The following is a 19,809-nucleotide window of genomic DNA, read 5'->3' as shown; positions in this document are numbered from 1 at the left end:
TCACGGTCCCTTCGTGGAACACCGCGGAACCGGCTTTGCCGGGCCGCTGGTGTTGCCCCCGGCGAGGGGGTTGGCGAAGCGACACGAAGTGCGCGAAGACTGGGGGAGCGTCATATTCAGCCGAAGGTCGGGTTGCCGTCGGACTTGAATCGGCTGCCGAGGCTGTAGCGCGAAGCGGGATGCAGGCAGCGCACCCAGGTCACGGGCGTGTTGCGGATCCAGGTGCGGCGCGTCAGCAGCAGGCAGGGGTCAGTGGGCGCCATCGCGAGCCGCTCGGCCTGTTCGGCGCTGGGCAGCACGGCATCGACGACGTGTTCGATCTGGTCGAAGGGCACGTTGCGCACCAGGTACTCGCTGGGCGGCACGGCCGTGAAGTCCTGCTCGAGAAAGTCGGGCACGACCTGCGGGTTGACGTAGCGCTCCTCGAGCTGCACGGGCGTGTCGTTGTCCAGGTGCAGGCAGGCGCTGTGGAACACCGAGTCGCCCGCGCGCAGGTCGAGCCAGGCGGCCACGTCGGGCGAGGCCGCGAGGCGCTCGACCGCGAGCATCTCGCAGCGGTAGTCGTGGCCGCGCTGGCGGATCTCGCTGGCGATGTTGGCGATCTGCAGCAGCGTGGACTGCGGCTTGTTCTCGGCCACGAAGCTGCCGACGCCGGCCACGCGCACGATGCGCCCCTGCTCCATGAGCTCGCGCAGGGCGCGGTTCACGGTCATGCGCGCCATGCCGAACTGCGCGACCAGCTCGTTCTCGGAAGGCAGGCGGTGGCCGGGCGGCCACGTGCCGTCCTGGATCTTGCGGGAGATGTGATCCTTGACTTGCGCATAGAGCGCGAGGGACGGCAGGTCGCGTTTCATCGGGGCTTAATGTTCCGCGGCGGCCATCGACTCGGCGCGGATTTCTTCGGTCAGGCGCGCCTTGATGTCCATGAACTCGGGCGAGGTCTTGATGGTGTAGCTGCGCGGGTGCGGGAAGTCGACCGCGATCTCGGTCTTGATGCGGCCCGGCCGCGCGCTGAACACCGCCACGCGGTTGGCCATGAAGATCGCCTCGTCGATGTCGTGCGTGACGAACAGCACCGTCTTCTGCGCCGACTCCCAGATGCCCAGCAGCAGCTCCTGCATGAGCACGCGGGTCTGGTTGTCGAGTGCGCCGAAGGGCTCGTCGAGCAGCAGCATCTTGGGGTCGTTGGCCAGCGCACGCGCAATGGCGGTGCGCTGCTGCATGCCGCCCGAGAGCTGCTTGGGAAAGTGGTGCTCGAAGCCGCGCAGGCCGACCTTGGCGATGAAGAACTCGCTGCGTTCCTTCTGGTCGGCTTCGCTCATGCCGCGCTCGCGCAGGCCGAAGCGGATGTTCTGCGCCACCGTGAGCCACGGGAAGAGCGTGTAGCTCTGGAACACCACGCCGCGGTCGGCGCCCGGGCCTTCGATGCGCTCGCCGTCGAGCATCACCTGGCCGGTGGTCGGGAAGTCGAGCCCCGCCACGATGCGCAGCAGCGTCGACTTGCCGCAGCCCGAGGGGCCGAGGATGGTGACGAAGTCGTTCTCCTTCACCTCGAAGTCGATCGGCTGCAGCGCCTGCGTGCGCTGGCCCTTGGTGCCGGTGAAGACGCGCGAGACGCCTTGAATGGAGAGTTGGTTCTTCACAGTGCAGCCCATGCAAACAGACGGCGATTCATCGCCTTGAAAGCGAAGTCGGACAACAGGCCGATGACGCCGATCACGATGATCCCGAAGATGATCTGCCCGGTGTTCAACAGCGCCTGGCTGTCGGTGATCATGTGGCCGATGCCCGACGAGGAGCCGATGAGTTCCGCCACGATCACGTACGTCCAGGCCCAGCCCAGCACGAGGCGCAGCGTTTCGGCGATGCCCGGCGCGGCGCCCGGAATGAGCACGCGCGCCACGATGCCGCGGCTGTTGGCGCCCAGCGTGTAGGCGGCCTCGACGAGGTCGCGCCGCGCGCCGCCCACGGTGACGGCCACCATCAGCACGATCTGGAAGAACGAGCCGATGAAGATCACCAAGAGCTTCTGCATTTCGCCCAGGCCCGCCCACAGGATGAGCAGCGGAATGAAGGCCGAGGCCGGCAGGTAGCGGCAGAACGAGACGAAGGGCTCGAAGAAGGCCTCGACCGTCTTCCAGGTGCCCATGGCCACGCCCAGCGGCACCGCGATGACAGCCGCCAGCAGGAAGCCGCCGAACACGCGCCACACGGTCATGCCGATGTCGCCGATGAAGCCGTACTCGGTGAAGAGCAGCCAGCCCTCCTTGACCATCGTGATCGGGCTCGCCAGGAAGGTGGGCGACACGAAGCCGCCCAGCGTGGCGATGCCCCACACCACCACGAAGAGCACGAAGAAGCCCAGCCCCAGCATCGTGCGCGCGGATGCGCTGATGGGTTCGAGCGGCGCGAACACGCGACGCCGCACGGGAGGCGCGGGCGGCGGCGTCACGGCGCGCGCCGGAGCGGCGGTCATCGGTTGCATCTGCGGCAAGGCCTTACTTGACATAGCTGGCGTCGAAGGTGGCGGCATAGTCTTCCGGCGCCTTGCGGATCACGCCGGCCTCCAGCAGGATGGCCGCGGCTTCCTTCATGAAGCTGGTGAGCTCGCCCGCGAAGAACTTCTGGTTGGCGGCCTTGTCCTGCCAGCGCAGGTAGGCCGACGACTTGGCGAACTGCTCGCCGCTTTGCTTGACGGCCGAGCCCATGAGTTCGTTGGCCTTGGCCGGGTCGGCCTTGATCATGTCCAGCGCGTCGAAGTACGACTTGGTGAGCGCGGCGGCAGCCTTGCCGTTGGCCTTGAGCCAGGTGGGCGCGCAGCCGACGGTGTCCATCACCATCGGGTAGTCGAGCGTGGTGGCCAGGATCTTGCCGGCGGCCGGGTTGGCGCGCACGGTCGACAGGTAGGGCTCGTAGGTCATGGCGGCGTCGTTCTGGCCGGCCACGAAAGCCTGCGCAGCGGGCTGCGGCTCGAGCGAGACCACCTTCACGTCCTTCAGGCTCATGCCGTTCTTGCTGAGCATCCAGGCCAGGCCGAAGTACGGCGCGGTGCCCGGGGCGCTCACGCCGATGCTCTTGCCCTTGAGGTCGGAGAAGCTCTTCACGTCGTTGCGCACGGCCAGGCCGTCGGCACCGTAGGACTTGTCCATCTGGAAGATCTGCACGATCGGCACGCCGTTGGCGTTCCAGGCCACGTGCGTCTCCACCGTGGTGGCCGCGCACTGGATCGCGCCGGAGGCCAGCGCCAGGTGGCGGTCCTTCTGCGGGATCATCTTGAGTTCGACGTCCAGCCCGTTCTTCTTGAAGATGCCGGCCTTGTCGGCCAGCGACAGCGGCGCAAAGCCGGTCCAGCCGGACATGCCGAGCGAAATCTTCGTGTCCTGGGCGGCGGCCGTTCCGGCCATGCCCGCTGCACATGCACCTGCTGCCAGCAGCGAAGCGACTTTCACAACTACCTTGACCATGGGGACTCCTGGTTCCATTTTTTGAGAGAGGTGACTCGGCGATACATGCCCGGGGGATATGGGCAGCACGCCTCGCATTGTTGCCAGGCGCCCCAACTTGTATATACAGGATAACCCGAAAGTCCTGTTTTGGTGCATCTCCGAGAGAAATGCCCCAGTTTGCTGTCTAGACAAGAGGGGTGCCGGGACGGGGTTCACCATTGCAAACGCCGTGCCACAGTCATATCGGAGCCGCTGGGGGACAATCGGCGTCCGCCCCGGCTCCGGCCCTTTTCTCCCCCTCCCCCGCCCTTCGCACCCCCGCCTGTGTCTTCCCTCGCTCCCCGCCCCTTCGACGCTTCCAGCGACGGCAGCAGCCCCGGCAGCGCGGCCCCCGCCGACATCCTTCACGACGTGTTCGGCTACGCGCGCTTTCGCGGGGCCCAGCAGGACATCGTGGAGCACGTGGTGGGCGGCGGCGACGCGCTGGTGCTCATGCCCACGGGCGGCGGCAAGTCGCTCTGCTACCAGATCCCGGCCATTGCGCGGCAGCGCGCGGGGCGCGGCGTGGCGGTGGTGGTGTCGCCGCTGATCGCGCTGATGCACGACCAGGTCGGCGCGCTGCACGAGGCGGGGGTGAGCGCGGCGTTCCTCAATTCCACGCTCGACTGGGAGCAGACGCAGGACGTGGAGCGCCGCATGCTGCGCGGCGAGATCACGCTGTTGTACGCAGCGCCCGAGCGCGTGAACACGCCGCGCTTTCTCTCGCAGCTCGATTCGCTGAACGAGCGCGGCAAGCTCTCGCTGTTCGCCATCGACGAAGCGCATTGCGTGAGCCAGTGGGGCCACGACTTCCGCCCCGAGTACCGCGCGCTCACCGTGCTGCACGAGCGCTACCCGGGCGTGCCGCGCATCGCGCTCACGGCCACGGCCGACGACCTCACGCGCGCCGACATCGTCGAGCGGCTGCAGCTCGAGGAGGCGCGCCAGTTCGTCTCCAGCTTCGACCGCCCGAACATCCGCTACACCATCGTCGAGAAGAAGGACGCCACCACGCAGCTGCTGCGCTTCATCGAGCGCGAGCACGAGGGCGACGCGGGCGTGGTCTATTGCCAGTCGCGCAAGCGCGTGGAAGACCTCGCGACGACGCTGCAGGGCGCCGGCATCAACGCCCTGCCGTACCACGCGGGCCTGGACGCCGCGGTGCGCCAGAAGCACCAGGACCGCTTCCTGCGCGAAGAAGGCATCGTGATGGTCGCGACCATCGCCTTCGGCATGGGCATCGACAAGCCCGACGTGCGCTTCGTGGGCCACGTCGACATGCCCAAGAACATCGAGGGCTACTACCAGGAAACCGGCCGCGCGGGCCGCGACGGTGCCCCCGCCGACGCCTGGATGGCCTACGGCCTGAACGACGTGGTGAACCAGCGCCGCATGATCGACGAGAGCCCGGCCGGCGAAGAGTTCAAGCAGGTGATGCGCGGCAAGCTCGACGCCCTGCTCTCGCTGGCCGAGGCCAGCGACTGCCGCCGCGTGCGCCTCCTGGGCTACTTCGGCGAGAAGAGCACGCCCTGCGGCAACTGCGACAACTGCCTGAACCCGCCGCAGGTGTGGGACGGCACCGATGCCGCGCGCAAGCTGCTGAGCACCATCTATCGCGTGCAGCAGCTCAGCGGCATCAGCTTCGGCGCGGGCCACATCATGGACATCCTGCGCGGCAAGGCGACCGAGAAGGTCAAGCAGTTCGGCCACGAGCGCATCAGCACCTTCGGCATCGGCGCGGAGTTCAGCGAGGTGGCGCTGCGCGGCGTGCTGCGCCAGCTGATCGCCACGGGCGCGCTGGCGGTGGACGCCGAGGCGTTCAACACGCTGAAGCTCACCGAGGGCTCGCGCGCGGTGCTCAAGGGCGAGACCTCGGTGTCGCTGCGCGAGTCGGTGTCATCGCCGGCCGAGCGCAAGCCCCGGCGCGAGAAGGCCGCCAAGGGCGCGCCGTCGCCGGCGGCGGCCTCGCTCGACGACACCGGCAAGAAGCGCTTCGAGGCGCTCAAGGCCTGGCGCGCCGAGGTGGCCAAGGAACACAACCTGCCGGCCTACGTGATCTTTCACGACGCCACGCTGGCCGCCATTGCCGAGCGCGCACCCGCGACGCTTGAAGACCTGCAGGGCATCAGCGGGATCGGCACGAAGAAGCTCGAGGCCTACGGCGCAGAGGTGCTTCGCGTGTGCGAAGCCTTCTGACCCTCTCCGGCTAGAGCAGGCGGGCCGCCTTCGAGAAATCGATGGACGCGAGCACCGCGGCGCGCATGGCCGTCAGCAGATGGCGCTCGTCGTTGCTGCGCTTCTGGAAGGTGTAGGTCAGCGCGGGCAGGGCCTGGCGGGCCTTCAGGATGCGCAGGTCGCCGCGGCGCGACAGCAGGCGCGCCCAGCCTTCCGGCAGGAACCCGACACCGATCCCCTCGATCAACAGGCCGGCGACGGCACCCCAGCTGTTGCAGCTGAGGCGATGCGGCGCCTCGAGGTTCTCGGCCATGAGCCATTCGTCGAGCAGGCGGCTGGTGCCCGCGCCAGGGGGCAGCGTCACGATGGGATGTTGCGCGAGCAGCGGCGCGCCGATCGTCGCGGTCTTGCCCGCCAACGCGGGCGCGGCCACCCACACGAAATGCGCCTGGCCCACGGTGTGCGACGAGATCAGCCCGTGGTGCGGTGAACGCCCGGCAATCACCGCGCAGTCGAGCTCGCCGTTGCGAAGGCGCTCGTCCAGCGCCGAACCGAAGTTGACGTGCGGCTCCAGGCGCAGGTCCGGCAGGTGCCGCCCCACGTGCGCGACGAGCTGGGGCAGCCAGGTCAGCGCGCTCAGTTCGCCGATGCCGAAGGTGCAACGGCCGCCGAGGCTGGCGGGCGCGCCGATCGACCGCTTCGTTTCGTCGGCCGCCAGCAGCAGCGCGGCGGCGCGCGGCAGGAAACGCTCACCCGCGTCCGTGAGCGTGGCCCGCTGCCCGGCGCGGTCGAACAAGGGCGCGCCGAGCGACACCTCCAGCTCGGCCAGGCGCTTGGACAGCGACGAGGTCGACAGGTGCAGCCGCTGCGCCGCGAGCGCGAAGCTGGCGCAGGTCGCGGCCCAGTAGAACGCCTCCAGTTGCTTCAGCGTCATGCGTCGTTCCTCTCTGTCATTTCGAAAAAAGCGAAATGGCAAATTACCATAAATTCGCTTTTTCAAAACCTTCTGCACGCCTACAGTCCGCGCGGACCGAACGACTGACTGGATGGCGGACATGACTGTTTTCTCGCGTGCCTTCGATGCCCCGCGCACCGCGCCGACGCAAGCCCCTGCTGCTGCCGCCGCGACGCCGCGGCGCCTGGCCGGCATCCTGTCGCTGCAGGACTTCGAGCACGCGGCCCGGCGCCGGCTGCCGCGCCCGCTGTTCGGCTACATCGCCGGTGCGGCGGAAGACAACCGCTCGCTGGACGCCAACCGCGCCGCGTTCGACGCGCACGACTTCCTGCCCCGGGTGCTGGTCGACGTCTCCCGGCGCTCGCAGGAGGTCACGCTGTTCGGCCAGCGCTACGCGTCGCCCTTCGGGATCGCGCCGGTCGGCATCAGCGCGCTGTCGGCCTACCGCGGCGACCTGGTGCTCGCGCAGGCGGCGCAGGCGGCCGGCATTCCCGCGGTCATGAGCGGCACCTCGCTCATCCCGATGGAAGAAGTGGCCCAGGCCGCGCCCGGCACGTGGTTCCAGGCCTACCTGCCGGGCGATGCGGCGCGCATCGACGGCCTGGTGGCGCGCATCGCCGGCGCGGGCTTTCGCCACCTGGTCGTCACGGTCGACATTCCGGTCTGGGCGAACCGCGAAAACAACGTGCGCGCCGGCTTCACGACGCCGCTGCGGCCCAGCCTGCGGCTGGCATGGGACGGCCTCGTGCGGCCTCGCTGGCTGCTCGGCACGCTCGCGCGGACCTTCGTGACGCACGGCATGCCGCATTTCGAGAACTCGTTCGCCACGCGCGGCGCGCCTCTTTTCTCCAGCACCGCGATCCGCGACACGACCGGCCGCGACCACATCCACTGGGACCACATCGCCCGCATCCGGCAGCAGTGGCGCGGGCCGCTGATCCTGAAGGGCATTCTTCATCCGGCCGATGCGCGGCGCGCGCGGCAGCTCGGCGCCGATGGGCTCATCGTCTCCAACCACGGCGGGCGGCAGCTTGACGGCGCCGCACCGGCGCTGCGCGCGCTGCCGCAGGTGCTGGACGCTGCAGGCGAGCTGCCCGTGATGGTCGACGGCGGCGTGCGCCGCGGCAGCGACGTGCTGAAGGCGCTGGCGCTGGGCGCCAAGGCCGTGTTCGCCGGCCGCCCGTTCATGTATGCCGCCGCCGTGGGCGGCCACGCGGGCGTCGCGCACGCGATCCGGCTGCTGCGGGACGAGGTCGATCGGAACATGGCCATGCTCGGCGTCAACGACCCGGGCGAGCTCGACGCGAGCTGCCTGATTCCGCGGCGCCCCTGATCGGCCCCCACTCATCCCACCCATTCCATCAATCCAAGAGGAGGAAGACACCTTGCCGAAAAACCCCACCCTGTTCGCCCTCGCCTGCCTGCTGGCAGCGGCCGTGCCCGTCCATGCGCAGGGCTACCCCGACAAGCCCGTCAAGCTGCAGGTGCCGTTCGCGCCGGGCGGCACGACGGACATCATTGCGCGCGTCATTTCCGAGCCCCTGGGCAGGCACCTGGGGCAGAGCGTCATCGTCGAGAACAAGTCGGGCGCGGGCGGCGCGATCGGGGCCGCCGAGACCGCGCGCGCCACGCCCGACGGCTACGCGCTGGGCATCGGCACCGTGTCGACGACGGCGGCCAACCCGGCCATCAACCCCAAGGTGCCCTACAACCCGAAGACCGACTTCACGCCGATCATCAACCTGGCGGCGACGCCCAACGTCATTGCGGTCCACCCCAGCTTTCCGGCACGGGACTACAAGGGCTTCATCGAGGTGCTGAAGAAGAACCCCGGCAAGTACGCCTACGCCACCGCAGGCACGGGCAGCATCGGGCACCTGCAGATGGAGCTGTACAAGGGCATGGCCGGCGCGTCCGTCACGCACATCCCCTACCGCGGGTCGGGCCCGGCGCTCAACGACACCGTCGCGGGCCAGGTCGCGATGATCTTCGACAACCTGCCGTCGGCGCTGCCCTTCATCAAGGACCGCCGGTTGATCCCGATCGTCGTGGCGGCGTCCGAGCGCCTGAAGGACCTGCCCGACGTGCCGACCTTCAAGGAGGTCGGCCTCGCGCCGGTGAACCGCATGGCGTACTACGGCATCGTGGGCCCCAAGGGCCTGCCCAGGGACGTGGTGGACAAGGTGCACGCGGCGGCGCGCAAATCGCTCGAAGATCCTGCCGTGCGCAAGCGCATCCAGGACACCGGCTCCTTCGTCGTCAGCAACACGCCGCAGGAATTCACGCAGCAGATGGCCGCCGAGTTCGACGTGTACAAGAAGGTGGTGGACACCGCCGGGCTCACGCCGGACTGAGCCGGCGAGCGCCTCTTCAGGCCACCGACGCCCAGACCGGCGCCATCGCGCGGTAGAGCGTGCGGAAGGCCCCGAGCCGGGGCTGGTAGGCCGCATGCAAGGCGGCGTCGGGCGCGAGCACCTGGCGCACGGCCGGCGCCACCACCACCCCGGCCGGGTCTTCGCCCGTGACCGCCAGCCGCGCAAGCCGCGCCGCGCCGAAGGCCGGGCCGCGGTCGGCGGATTCGTACAGCACCAGCGGCACATCGAGCACCGACGCGATCAGCTGCGCCAGGAAGGCGGAGCGCGCGCCGCCGCCGATCAGCGCCAGGCGCTCGGGCCGCGCCGTCTGCGCGCTCAGCGCTTCCAGGCCGTCGGCGAGCGAGAAGGCGATGCCTTCGCAGACCGCCTGCATCAGGTCGGCGCGCGTGGTGGCGCCCGACAGGCCGACGATCGCGCCGCGCGCGAACGGGTTGTTGTGCGGCGTGCGTTCGCCGAACAGGTAGGGCAGCGCGAGCAGGCGCGACGGCCCGGCGTACGCGGCCTCGACCTCGGCCAGCAGCGCGCCGACCGAGGCACCACCGGTGCACGACGCCAGCGCCGCGAGCGGGCTCGCGCCGTTGAGCAGCGCGGCCATGCGGTACCAGCGCTGCGGCAGCGCGTGGCAGAAGGCATGCACCAGCCGCTCGGGGTCGGGGCGGTGCGCGGTGTCGGCCACCAGGATCTGCGCCGAGGTCCCGAGCGACACGAAGCCGTCGCCCGGCCCGACCACGCCGATGCCGACGCCGCCCGCCGCGGCATCGCCCGCGCCGCCCGCGATCGGCACGTCGCGCGGCAGGCCCCAGCGCGCGGCCAGCGCGTCGCGCACGGTGGCGCAGGGTTCGCACGACTCGACCACGCGCGGCAGCCAGGCGGGATCGACCCCGCAGACAGCGAGCGCCTGCGGCGACCAGCGGCGCTGCGCCTGGTCGAACAGCCAGGTGCCGGCGGCGTCGGTGACGTCGGTCACCTTCTCGCCCGACAGTTGCAGGCGCACGTAGTCCTTGGTCAGCAGCAGCGAGCGGGCGCGCGCCACGGCCTCGGGCTCGTGGGTGCGCAGCCAGCGCAGCTTGGGGCCGGTGAAGCCCGCCATCGGCTGCACGCCGACGGCGCAGCGCAGGGCCAGGTCGGTCTGCATGAGTTCGGCGGCCTCGGCAGCGGCGCGGCCGTCGTTCCACAAGATCGCGGGGCGCACGGGGCGGTCGGCCGCGTCGAGCAGCACCAGCGAGTGCATCTGGCCCGACAGGCCGATGCCTTGCACGCCGGTCATCGCCGTCGGGTGCGTGCGCGCCAGCTCGTCTAGGCCGTCCGCCACGGCGGCCCACCACTGGTCGGGGTCGTGCTCGCACCACAGGGGCTGCGGGTACTGCGAAGTGAGCGGCCGATCGACCGTGGCGACGACATGCAGCTGCATGTCGGTCAGGACGATCTTGACCGCGGAGGTTCCGATATCGATGCCGATCAGCATGCGTGTGTTCCCTGTTCGAGGGCCGAAGTATCGGCGCTCCGGCCCCGCGCGCCGGCTGACGGCAGGTGGTTTACGAGCCGCTCGCCGGCAGCGTGATCGGCACCGGTCGCGTGTGCAGGTCGATGTAGAGCTCGAAGAAGCGCGCGTTGTCGAACTTCTTCACCACCGTCATCTTCTGCAGCGGCACGCCCGCGGGCGGCGTGGTGTAGCCGATGGAGCGGCCGTTGTCGGCGGCGCCGGGCTTGGCGACCACGTCGACATAGCGCTCGACGGTCTGCGTGGCGTAGCGCGGATCGATGAGGTAGGCCAGCACCAGCGTGTCCCAGATGTTCTGCGTGTAGTTCGGGTTGTTCTCGAAGCCGTTGGTGCCGCTGAAGCCGTAGCCGTTGAGCTTGCGGAACACCTCGGTCACGGCCGTGGGCTTGGCCGGGTGCGCGATGCGGTCGTAGACGGGCTTGGTGAGGAACACGGTGTCGGTCACGTCCAGCGGCACCACCACCTGCGGGATCGGCAGGCGCACCACGAACTGCGCGGCCTCGGGGTCGAACCACCAGTTGAACTCGGCGAAATGGGTGGTGTTGCCGGCCACGTCGACGGCGCCGCCCATGTAGATGATCTTCTTGATCAGCGGCACGATGTCGGGGCTCTTCTTCACGGCCAGCGCGATATTGGTGAGCGGGCCGATGGCCAGGATGGTGATCTCGTTCGGGTTGGCCTTGACGGTGTCGATGATGAAGTCGACCGCGCTCTTGCGCTGCACCACGGTGCGGGTGGCGAAGCCGTCGGGCGAGGGCTTGAGGTCGGCGTCGGTCTTGGGCTCGGGGCCGCTCCAGGCGCCCAGGTAGCCGTCGCCGCCCGCGCCGGCCTTCATCTCGGCCTCGATGGCCGCGTAGTCGTGGTTGATGGCGTAGTTCTCGCCCACGTAGACGCCGATGCGCTGGCCCACGCCCAGGCGCTCGACCGACATCAGCGCGTCGGCCACACCCTGCTTGAGCCACTGGTTGCCCGACACGACGCTGATGCCCATCACCTGCACCTTGCCCTCGGCCTGCAGCTGCGCGGCCATGACGCCGAGCTGGCCGTCGTCGCTCATGGTGTTGTAGTCGCTGTCGATGATGACTTTCTGCGCCACCGGCGGCGCGGCGAACCCGGGTGCCAGGCCGATGCCGTCATTGCCGCCCCCGCCACCGCCGCATGCCGTGAGCACGGCCACGGCGACGAGCCAGAAGGCCCTCACTGTCCATTTGCGCATCTGCTTCTCCTAAGTGTTTGGTTTTCAACCCGGTTTCCAGAGGGGCGCCAGGGGGTGGAAACGTTTGCGCAAACCTTTGCGCAAACGTTTGCCAAACTCTAAGTGGCAGGCCGCAGGCGTGGCAATGGGGTGCGGCTAGGGGTTTTCCGCGAGGCCGGGGCCGGCCTCGCGCGCGGGGTCAGGCCGTCATCAACCCGGGTTGGGCAGGGGGTCGATCAGCCGGTTCTCGCGCAGCGGCGAGCGGGGGCGCAGGAAGGGTTCGTCTTCTTCCGCCGGCGCAGCGGCCTTCTCCAGGCCCGGGGTGTCCGCGGCCTTGGCGGATGCCGCCGCGCACGAACCGGTGTCGCGCAGCCGCAGCGCCGCGGCCAGCCGGCCTTCGGCGGCGTCGCCCAGCAGGTGGTCGAAGTCGTCGGCCACGGCGCAGCTGGCATTGGGTGCAAAGCCGTCGCCGTAGTCGCCGAAACCGGCCTGGTTGACGCCCTTGAAGTTGACCGCGAAGTAGGTGGTGCCGCAGTTGTCCTGCGGAACGAACCCGTAGGGCTTGCCGCAGGTGGTGGCGCCCACGAGGTTGACCGTGACGCCCACGCCGCGCAGGCTGTTGATGACCGACTCGCTGGCCGAGCAGGTGCTGCGGCCCGTCAGCAGCGTGACGCGCGACAGGCCCAGCGTGGGCAGGGGTTGGCCGGCCCGGGTGGTCGTGAAGAAGGGCGTGAGGTTGTCCGCGAGCGTGGTGCGGTACGGGTTCTTGTCGTTGAAGGTCAGCAACTCGAAGGTCTTGCCGTTCGTCGGGCCCGGCCCGGCCACCATGTAGGCCAGCTGGCTCGCGATGCGCAACTGGCCGCCGCCGTTGTAGCGCATGTCGATCACGAGGTCCTGGACGCCGCCGTCCTGCTTGAGCGTGTTCATGGCCGTGACGAGCTGCCCCTCGGCGGTCGAGATGTGGTCGTTGAACAGCAGGTAGCCCACGCGGTTGCCGGCCGGCCCGATGGTGCGGGTGTACAGCACCGGCGTGCTCGTGATGCGCTGGGCCGTGAGCTCGATCGGGCTGCCGCGCGTGCCGCTCACCTCGAAGGTGAAGGTGTGCTTCTCGCCGAGGGCCTGCGGCGAGATCGCGCGGTTGATGATGTCGACATTGGCCTGCCCGGTGCTGGCCACCACGTCGACGCCGTCGACCGCGACCAGCTTGGCCCCGCGCGCCAGGCCGGCCGCCGCCGCCGGCGAACCCGGCTCGACGAAGGCGAGGCGGATGTTGCGCGGCGGCGAGCTGCGCACCGCCGCTGTGTCCATGCCGTAGCCGACCGACACGCCGCCCTCCGACTCCAGGCGGTACGCCTCGGTGTCGAGGTAGAAGTGAAAGCGGTCCTTGAGCTGGCCCGAGGGCGTGGTGGCCTGCGTCTTGAGCACGCTGAACCAGGTCAACGGCGTGGCGTAATCGGACGCCTTGAGCGTGGTGGGCACCTCGTTGTACCAAAGGTAGGTTTCGTCGATCCAGCCGCGCACCCAGCTCTTCTCGTTGTCGACGGTGCCGGCGGTGTCGGGGTACGCGCGGCCCGTCGCGGGGTTGGTGCCCCGGCGCGGCGCGACGCACTGGCCGGCGACGGTCGCGGACGCGACGATGCCGCCCTCGCCCCCGTTGCCCCCGCCTCCCGGCGCGGGCGTCGGCAGCACGCCGATCGGGAAACCACCGCCGCCACCTCCTCCCCCGCCGCCTCCACCGCACCCCGCCAGCAGGCCGGCCAGGGCGAGCGCCATCGCGCCGGTGGTGGCGGCCAGGGCCCGCGAGCGCCGCGACGCGTGTGCATTGCGAAAGGCCATCGGGGTCCTCCTGGCGTCCGCGGTGGCGGACAGTGCTGACTGGTTTTTGTTCGGGGCGCGGGGGCGGGACGCGCGCCCGCTACTGGATGAAGCCCATGCCGCGCGATTCGCGCACTTCGGGCTTGATGCGATGCTCGGCTTCGAGCTGTTCGAGAAACTCTGCCGCCGAGAACTCGGCCGCGAGGATGTCGGTCTGCCGCTTCACGGCCGCGAAATCGCCCGGGCACAGCTGCGACAGCAGCGCCAGGCGCGCGCGCACCTCGCCAGTGAGCAGGGCCGCGTCGCCCGCGAGCGCCTCGGTGACGAACATGCGCTCACGCTGGGCCGCGGTGAGCGGCATGAACTTGATCTTGAAGGTGAAGCGCCGCAGCGCCGCCTGGTCGAGCCGGTCGAGCAGGTTGGTGGTGCACACGAACACGCCGCGAAAGCGCTCCATGCCCTGCAGCATTTCGTTGACCTCGGTGACCTCGTAGGTGCGCTGCGCGCCGCGCCGGTCCTGCAGGAACGAATCGGCCTCGTCGAGCAGCAGCACGGCCTTCTCGGACTCGGCCTCCTTGAACATGGCGGCCATGTTCTGCTCGGTCTCGCCGACGTACTTGCTCATGAGGTCGCTGGCCTGCTTGACGATGAGCGGGCGCCCCACGGCCTTGGCGATGTGCTCGGCCAGCGCGGTCTTGCCGGTGCCGGGCGCGCCGTAGAAGCACAGCGTGCCGTGGCCGCGCGCCTTCAGCGCCTCGACGATGCGCGGGATCTCGAAACGGGTTTCGACGTGGAGCATGTCCAGGTCGTAGGTGGTGACGCTGCGGCGCTCGGCCGGGCTCTTGTCGAGCGTACCCAGCGCGAGGTCGGCGTTGCGCAGCTGACGCTCGATGAGGGCCTCGACCGAAGCCTCGTCGGTCTTGGCCAGGCCGGCAAAGCGCACGGCGGTGCGGATCTGCGCGGGCGTGAGGCCCTTGCGCTCGGCCAGCTTGGCGGTGAAGGCCTCGGACACGACCACGCCTTCGAGCGTCTTCTTGACGAGCTGTTCGCGCGCGCCGGGCGGCGGCGACTTGAGCTCCAGGTGGTAGGCGAAGCGGCGGCGGAAGGCCGGGTCGATCTGCTCGATGCGGTTGGTGACCCACAGCGTGGGCACGGGGTTGGCCTCGAGGATCTGGTTGACCCAGGCCTTGCCGCTCACGCTGCCGCTGGCGGGCGCGGGGATCTGCTCGGCGCGCGCCATGAACTGCGCGGCCTCGGTGCTGATGGGCGGGAACACGTCCTCGACCTCGTCGAACAGCAGCGCGGCCTGTGCGCTGCCCTTGAGGAACACCTGCGCGATCTGCAGCGAGCGGTAGCGGTCGCGGCCGCTGAGCGAGTTGCCGTCGCGGTCGGCGTACTCGACCTCGAAGAGTTCGAGGCCCGCGGCCTGCGCGACCACCTTGGCCAGCTCGGTCTTGCCGGTGCCGGGCGGGCCGTAGAGCAGCACGTTGACGCCGGGCTCCTTGCGCGCGACGGCGGCGCGCAGCAGCGTGACGAGCATCTGCGCGTCTTCCTGCACGAAGGAAAAATCGTGCGGCGTGAGCGCGCTCTTGGCCGATGGCCGCGTGAACACGGCCATCAACTCGTTGTGGTCGCGGTACTCGCGCATGAGCACGGGCGGCAGCTTCTCGCTGACCTTCATGAGGTCGGCGAGGTCGGTGATGTTGTGCTCGGAGATGAGGTTTTCGACGAGGCCGATGCGCTCCAGCCGCGAGCCCGCGCGCAGCGCCTCGCCCACCTCGCTCGCGTTGACGCCCGCGATGTCGGCGATGGCGGCATAGGCCTCGGGCGCGTTGTTGACCTTGAACTCGACCAGCAGCGAACGCAGGTCGCGCTGGTAGCGCGCGAGCGTGCCGTACAGGAGCAGCGCGCGCTCGGCCTTGTTGAGCTGCAAGAGGCCGGCGAGCGCGTCGATGTTCTTCTCGACCAGCGTCGACTGCTTGCGCAGCGCGTGCGTGAGCCAATCGCGCGTGACGGCCAGCACCGAGAGCAGGTCTTTCGGCTGGTCTTTCGCGTACTCGTCGAGGTAGAAGAACAGCGTGCCTTCTTCATACGGGCCGCGCCACACGCCGTGGCGTTCGAGCAGCGTGCGGCCGTCGAAATCTTCGACGCCTTTCCACGCTTCGTTGCCCGCACAGCGGCGGCCCAGGAACTCGCGCAATCGCTGCAGCACCGCGGCGGGCCACACGAGGTGGCGCCCGGTGAGCGAGAGCAATCCGTTGATATCGCGCCGCACATTGAAGCGCGGCCCCTGCTTGGCGGCGAGCGTGAGCACGAAGTGCGAGCACATGAGCTCGAGCACCGGTGCTTCCTTGAGGCCGGGCGAAGGCAAGGCCTGCCCGCGCACCGCAGCAGCCACCACATCGACACCCGCACGCTTGACCATCAGGCAACCTCCTGCGAGGAAATACTTGGAGCGACCATAACGCAGACTTTTGGCTTCGGGAAGACGCCGAAAGAGTAAAAACCCTGATCCGCTGGATTCCAGCCACAATGCGCGCCATGGTCGGAATCGAAGCTATCCGTCGCGCTGCGGCGCGCCTGCAGGGCCAGGTGCTCAACACGCCCTGCGTGGAGTCGCGCACGCTCTCTGAAATCGTGGGTGCGCAGGTGTTCCTCAAGTTCGAGAACCTGCAGTTCACCTCCTCGTTCAAGGAGCGCGGGGCGTGCAACAAACTGGTTGATCTTTCTGAAGGCGGCACGCGCGGCGTGATCGCCATGTCGGCCGGCAACCATGCGCAGGGTGTGGCTTATCACGCGCAGCGGCTGGGCCTGCGCGCACTCATCGTGATGCCGCGCTTCACGCCCGGCGTGAAGATCGAGCGCACGCGCGGCTTCGGCGCCGAGGTGGTACTGCACGGCGACACGCTCGACGCGGCACGTGCCCATGCGCTGGCGCTGGCCGAACGCGAAGGCCTGACCTTCGTGCACCCCTACGACGACGAAGCCATCATTGCCGGCCAGGGCACCATCGCGCTCGAGATGCTCGACGCGATGCCCGATCTCGACACGCTGGTGGTGGCGGTCGGCGGCGGCGGGCTCATCGCCGGCATGGCCGTTGCGGCGCGCGAGATCAAGCCCGGCATCGAGATCGTCGGCGTGCAGACGCAGCGCTTTCCGGCGATGGTGAATGCCGTCAAGGGCACGCACCACGCGCAAGGCACGAGCACGATCGCCGAAGGCATCGCGGTCGGCACGCCCGGCGTGCTGACGCGGGAGATCATCGCCGCCAAGGTCGACGACCTGCTGCTGGTGGATGAAGGCGACATCGAGCAGGGCGTGCTGATGCTGCTCGAGATCGAAAAGACCCTGGTCGAAGGCGCGGGCGCGGCCGGCCTGGCGGCGCTGATCCGGCACCCGGAGCGCTTTCGCGGCAAGCGTGTGGGCCTGGTGCTGTCGGGCGGCAACATCGATCCGCTGCTGCTCGCGGCCATCATCGAACGCGGCATGGTGCGCGCCGGTCGGCTCGCCCGGGTGCGCGTCAGCGCGCGCGACGTGCCGGGTTCGCTGGCCCAGATCACGGCCACTGTGGCCGAAGCGGGCGCTAACGTCGACGAAGTGCACCACCAGCGCGCCTTCACCATGCTGGCGGCGCAGAATGTCGACGTCGAGCTGGTGCTTCAAACGCGCGGCCGGGCCCACCTGGCAAGCGTGTTGAGTGCCCTGAAAGACGCCGGTTTCGAAGCGGTGGAGCAGCACTGAGGGCTCCTCGCAACCCCCTAGACCCGCTGACGGCGCCTCGCCGGTAAAATGGCGGGAGTTTTGTCATTTGCGGTTGACTGCATTTGATGCGTTGTCATTTGCGTATTCGAGGTATTTCCCGATGTCCCATCCCACCCCCGCCGAGCACGGCCACGCTGCCGCCGCCGAACATGACGCCGTCGAATCGGTCGTTCACCTGATGCCGCTCGTGCTCCCGCTGGCCGGCGGCGTGCTGATGCTGCTGCTGGCGTCGATCGCCGTTTTTCTCGCCTGAGCTGACAGGCTTTCGCGCTTTTGTCCGCGGGCTGTGCGGCCCGCGTTGACGCAATCTCCCGAAGCGAAACGTTTTCTCAAACGGACCTCCGTGCCTGGTCAGGCGCGGCGCCCCGTTCGGAAAGACGATTTTTCAACTTAGGAGATTTCCGATGAACGCACCCACGATGAAGGGCCTTCCCATTCAGGCGCCCTCATACGTCAAGAACGCCAAGCTGATCGCCTGGGTGGCCGAGATGGCCGCGCTGTGCAAACCCGACGCCATCCACTGGTGCGACGGCAGCAAGGAAGAATACGACCGCCTCTGCCAGCAACTGGTCGACGCCGGTACCTTCAAAAAGCTGAACCCCGCCAAGCGCCCGGGCTCGTTCCTCGCGATGTCCGATCCGAGCGACGTGGCACGCGTCGAAGACCGCACCTTCATCTGCTCCGCCCAGAAGGAAAACGCCGGCCCCACCAACAACTGGATGGCCCCGGCCGAGATGCGCGCGACGCTGCAGCCCCTGTTCGACGGCTGCATGAAGGGCCGCACCATGTACGTGGTGCCCTTCAGCATGGGCCCGCTGGGCTCGCCCATTGCGCACATCGGCATCGAGCTGTCCGACAGCCCCTACGTCGCCGTCAACATGCGCATCATGACGCGCATGGGCAAGGCCGTGTACGAGGTGCTGGGCACCGACGGCGAGTTCGTGCCCTGCGTCCACACCGTGGGCGCACCGCTCGAGGCCGGTCAGAAGGACGTGACCTGGCCCTGCAACAAGACCAAGTACATCGTCCACTACCCCGAAACGCGCGAGATCTGGAGCTACGGCTCGGGCTACGGCGGCAACGCGCTGCTGGGCAAGAAGTGCTTCGCGCTGCGCATCGCCTCGAACATGGGCCGCGACGAAGGCTGGCTGGCCGAGCACATGCTGATCCTCGGCGTAACCAGCCCCGAGGGCAAGAAGCACCACGTGGCCGCCGCCTTCCCCAGCGCCTGCGGCAAGACCAACTTTGCGATGCTGATCCCGCCGGCGGGCTTCGACGGCTGGAAGGTCACGACCATCGGTGACGACATCGCCTGGATCAAGCCGCAAGCCGACGGCACGCTGCGCGCCATCAACCCGGAAGCCGGCTACTTCGGCGTGGCTCCGGGCACCAACGACCTGACCAACCCGAACTGCATGGCCAGCCTGCACCGTGACGTGATCTTCACGAACGTGGCGCTGACCGATGACGGCGATGTCTGGTGGGAAGGCATGGGCGACGCGCCCGCGCATTGCATCGACTGGCAAGGCAAGGAGTGGACGCCGCAGATCGCCAAGGAAACCGGCGCCAAGGCCGCCCATCCGAACGCGCGCTTCACCGTCGCCGCCACCAACAACCCCGCGCTCGACGAAGCCTGGGACGACCCAAAGGGCGTGAAGATCGACGCCTTCATCTTCGGCGGCCGCCGTTCGACGACCGTGCCGCTGGTCACCGAAGCCCGCAACTGGGTCGAAGGCGTCTACATGGCCGCCACGATGGGCTCGGAAACCACCGCTGCGGCCGCCGGCCAGCAGGGCGTGGTGCGCCGCGATCCGTTCGCCATGCTGCCGTTCATGGGCTACAACATGAGCGACTACTTCCAGCACTGGCTCGACCTGGGCAAGAAGCTGCAAGCCTCGGGCGCCCAGCTGCCGAAGATCTACACGACCAACTGGTTCCGCAAGGGCGCGGACGGCAAGTTCGTCTGGCCAGGCTACGGCGAGAACATGCGCGTGCTGAAGTGGATGATCGACCGCGTGGAAGGCAAGGCGACGGAAGGCGTCGAGCACATCACCGGCGTGAGCCCGCGTTATGAAGACCTGAACTGGACTGGGCTTGATTTCAGCGCCGAGCAGTTCGCTACCGTCACGAGCATCGACAAGGCGGCTTGGCAGGCGGAGCTGAAGCTGCATACGGAGCTGTTCCAGCAGCTGGCGCACCATCTGCCGAAGGAATTGCCGGAGACGAAGGCTGCGATTGAGCAGCGGCTGGCTGCCTAAACGGACTCAGGCCCATGCGGCCTGCGAATACGGGCGCTGAAAGCCTAGTAGAAAGCCCGGTGAGTTCATCTCATCGGGCTTTTTTGTTTTAGGCGTCGGTCAATTAGCGCCTCGCCAGGTGATTCCAGGGCATGGAGGCGTCTTCGCCGATGTGGGGCGCGCGTTGCAGACAGCTCACAAGCGGCTGTTTGGCTTGGAGCGCGACCCTGAGAAGCACGCGCGTCACGCGATGAAGGTGCTGATGAAGTTCAAGCTTCTGGAATTGCATGCGGTGTCGCACGCTGAGTG

Annotated in this window: 15 protein-coding genes; 6 read left to right on the top strand and 9 right to left on the bottom strand. The window is 68.7% G+C overall.

Translation table 11 applies throughout. The annotated features are described in order from the left end of the window. Positions 1 to 116 precede the first annotated feature (116 nt). The 4 genes from hutC to AC07SQ_RS13790 are packed head-to-tail and all read right to left on the bottom strand — an operon-like array spanning position 117 to position 3,464. Entirely contained in the window at positions 117 to 854 is a 738-nt protein-coding gene (gene hutC / locus AC07SQ_RS13805) for a histidine utilization transcriptional repressor HutC (protein ID WP_062481289.1), read from the bottom strand. Between the two features lie 6 nt (positions 855 to 860). Further along, entirely contained in the window at positions 861 to 1,655 is a 795-nt protein-coding gene (locus tag AC07SQ_RS13800) for an ABC transporter ATP-binding protein (protein WP_062481286.1), read from the bottom strand. Continuing rightward, entirely contained in the window at positions 1,640 to 2,485 is an 846-nt protein-coding gene (locus AC07SQ_RS13795) for an ABC transporter permease (RefSeq protein WP_370681937.1), read from the bottom strand. The genes AC07SQ_RS13800 and AC07SQ_RS13795 overlap by 16 nt, the downstream gene beginning before the upstream one ends. A gap of 13 nt (positions 2,486 to 2,498) precedes the next feature. Then, on the bottom strand, positions 2,499 to 3,464 hold the full coding sequence (locus AC07SQ_RS13790) for an ABC transporter substrate-binding protein (protein ID WP_307638576.1): 966 nt from the start codon (positions 3,462 to 3,464) through the stop codon (positions 2,499 to 2,501). A gap of 306 nt (positions 3,465 to 3,770) precedes the next feature. Between AC07SQ_RS13790 and recQ the strand changes: the two genes are divergently transcribed. Continuing rightward, entirely contained in the window at positions 3,771 to 5,681 is a 1,911-nt protein-coding gene (recQ, locus tag AC07SQ_RS13785; protein ID WP_495273170.1) for a DNA helicase RecQ, read from the top strand. 10 nt (positions 5,682 to 5,691) lie between these two features. Here the strand turns inward: recQ and AC07SQ_RS13780 are convergent, their stop codons facing one another. Then, the gene (locus AC07SQ_RS13780) at positions 5,692 to 6,594 is read right to left on the bottom strand and encodes a LysR family transcriptional regulator (protein ID WP_495273169.1); all 903 of its coding nucleotides are present in this window, start codon (positions 6,592 to 6,594) and stop codon (positions 5,692 to 5,694) included. Positions 6,595 to 6,715: 121 nt separating this feature from the next. Between AC07SQ_RS13780 and AC07SQ_RS13775 the strand changes: the two genes are divergently transcribed. Together AC07SQ_RS13775 and AC07SQ_RS13770 are read left to right on the top strand one after the other, a co-directional pair. Then, positions 6,716 to 7,948: an alpha-hydroxy acid oxidase gene (locus AC07SQ_RS13775; RefSeq protein WP_495273168.1), complete on the top strand. Its 1,233-nt coding sequence runs from the start codon at positions 6,716 to 6,718 to the stop codon at positions 7,946 to 7,948. Positions 7,949 to 8,000: 52 nt separating this feature from the next. Continuing rightward, positions 8,001 to 8,969 (top strand): tripartite tricarboxylate transporter substrate binding protein BugE, encoded by a 969-nt coding sequence (locus AC07SQ_RS13770; RefSeq protein WP_495273167.1) that lies wholly within the window; start codon positions 8,001 to 8,003, stop codon positions 8,967 to 8,969. A 16-nt stretch (positions 8,970 to 8,985) separates the two neighbouring features. Here AC07SQ_RS13770 and xylB read toward each other — a convergent pair whose 3' ends face one another. From xylB to AC07SQ_RS13750, 4 genes are all read right to left on the bottom strand, one after another. Further along, complete coding sequence (xylB, locus tag AC07SQ_RS13765) at positions 8,986 to 10,455, bottom strand: xylulokinase (RefSeq protein WP_495273166.1); 1,470 nt, start codon at positions 10,453 to 10,455, stop codon at positions 8,986 to 8,988. A gap of 70 nt (positions 10,456 to 10,525) precedes the next feature. Further along, entirely contained in the window at positions 10,526 to 11,707 is a 1,182-nt protein-coding gene (locus AC07SQ_RS13760; RefSeq protein WP_495273165.1) for a nucleoside hydrolase, read from the bottom strand. A gap of 189 nt (positions 11,708 to 11,896) precedes the next feature. Then, a complete protein-coding gene (locus AC07SQ_RS13755) occupies positions 11,897 to 13,522 on the bottom strand; it encodes a S41 family peptidase (protein ID WP_495273164.1) in 1,626 nt (541 codons plus the stop codon). Positions 13,523 to 13,601: 79 nt separating this feature from the next. After that, the gene (locus tag AC07SQ_RS13750) at positions 13,602 to 15,926 is read right to left on the bottom strand and encodes an ATP-binding protein (protein ID WP_062482108.1); all 2,325 of its coding nucleotides are present in this window, start codon (positions 15,924 to 15,926) and stop codon (positions 13,602 to 13,604) included. A gap of 116 nt (positions 15,927 to 16,042) precedes the next feature. On the opposite strand from AC07SQ_RS13750, the gene AC07SQ_RS13745 reads away from it, so the two are divergent. The 3 genes from AC07SQ_RS13745 to AC07SQ_RS13735 all read left to right on the top strand — a co-directional run bounded on the left by AC07SQ_RS13745 (position 16,043) and on the right by AC07SQ_RS13735 (position 19,521). Next, positions 16,043 to 17,242, top strand: a complete 1,200-nt coding sequence (locus AC07SQ_RS13745; protein WP_495273163.1) for a threonine ammonia-lyase — start codon at positions 16,043 to 16,045, stop codon at positions 17,240 to 17,242. Positions 17,243 to 17,363: 121 nt separating this feature from the next. After that, positions 17,364 to 17,516, top strand: a complete 153-nt coding sequence (locus AC07SQ_RS13740) for a hypothetical protein (protein WP_169805104.1) — start codon at positions 17,364 to 17,366, stop codon at positions 17,514 to 17,516. A 151-nt stretch (positions 17,517 to 17,667) separates the two neighbouring features. Then, on the top strand, positions 17,668 to 19,521 hold the full coding sequence (locus AC07SQ_RS13735) for a phosphoenolpyruvate carboxykinase (GTP) (RefSeq protein ID WP_159273427.1): 1,854 nt from the start codon (positions 17,668 to 17,670) through the stop codon (positions 19,519 to 19,521). Positions 19,522 to 19,809 lie beyond the last annotated feature (288 nt).

Source organism: Variovorax sp. GW821-FHT06D12 (genome assembly GCF_059419205.1).
The sequence above is the reverse complement of the archived record's forward strand: the minus strand, read 5'-3'. Positions and strand labels throughout refer to the sequence as shown.

What these genes read in the sequence shown, in the direction of transcription:
- hutC (WP_062481289.1), bottom strand. Translation starts at nt 854, where the DNA reads ATGAAACGCGACCTGCCGTCCCTCGCGCTCTATGCGCAAGTCAAGGAT.
- AC07SQ_RS13800 (WP_062481286.1), bottom strand. Translation starts at nt 1,655, where the DNA reads ATGGGCTGCACTGTGAAGAACCAACTCTCCATTCAAGGCGTCTCGCGC.
- AC07SQ_RS13795 (WP_370681937.1), bottom strand. Translation starts at nt 2,485, where the DNA reads ATGCAACCGATGACCGCCGCTCCGGCGCGCGCCGTGACGCCGCCGCCC.
- AC07SQ_RS13790 (WP_307638576.1), bottom strand. Translation starts at nt 3,464, where the DNA reads ATGGTCAAGGTAGTTGTGAAAGTCGCTTCGCTGCTGGCAGCAGGTGCA.
- AC07SQ_RS13780 (WP_495273169.1), bottom strand. Translation starts at nt 6,594, where the DNA reads ATGACGCTGAAGCAACTGGAGGCGTTCTACTGGGCCGCGACCTGCGCC.
- AC07SQ_RS13775 (WP_495273168.1), top strand. Translation starts at nt 6,716, where the DNA reads ATGACTGTTTTCTCGCGTGCCTTCGATGCCCCGCGCACCGCGCCGACG.
- xylB (WP_495273166.1), bottom strand. Translation starts at nt 10,455, where the DNA reads ATGCTGATCGGCATCGATATCGGAACCTCCGCGGTCAAGATCGTCCTG.
- AC07SQ_RS13760 (WP_495273165.1), bottom strand. Translation starts at nt 11,707, where the DNA reads ATGCGCAAATGGACAGTGAGGGCCTTCTGGCTCGTCGCCGTGGCCGTG.
- AC07SQ_RS13755 (WP_495273164.1), bottom strand. Translation starts at nt 13,522, where the DNA reads ATGGCCTTTCGCAATGCACACGCGTCGCGGCGCTCGCGGGCCCTGGCC.
- AC07SQ_RS13750 (WP_062482108.1), bottom strand. Translation starts at nt 15,926, where the DNA reads ATGGTCAAGCGTGCGGGTGTCGATGTGGTGGCTGCTGCGGTGCGCGGG.
- AC07SQ_RS13745 (WP_495273163.1), top strand. Translation starts at nt 16,043, where the DNA reads ATGGTCGGAATCGAAGCTATCCGTCGCGCTGCGGCGCGCCTGCAGGGC.
- AC07SQ_RS13740 (WP_169805104.1), top strand. Translation starts at nt 17,364, where the DNA reads ATGTCCCATCCCACCCCCGCCGAGCACGGCCACGCTGCCGCCGCCGAA.
- AC07SQ_RS13735 (WP_159273427.1), top strand. Translation starts at nt 17,668, where the DNA reads ATGAACGCACCCACGATGAAGGGCCTTCCCATTCAGGCGCCCTCATAC.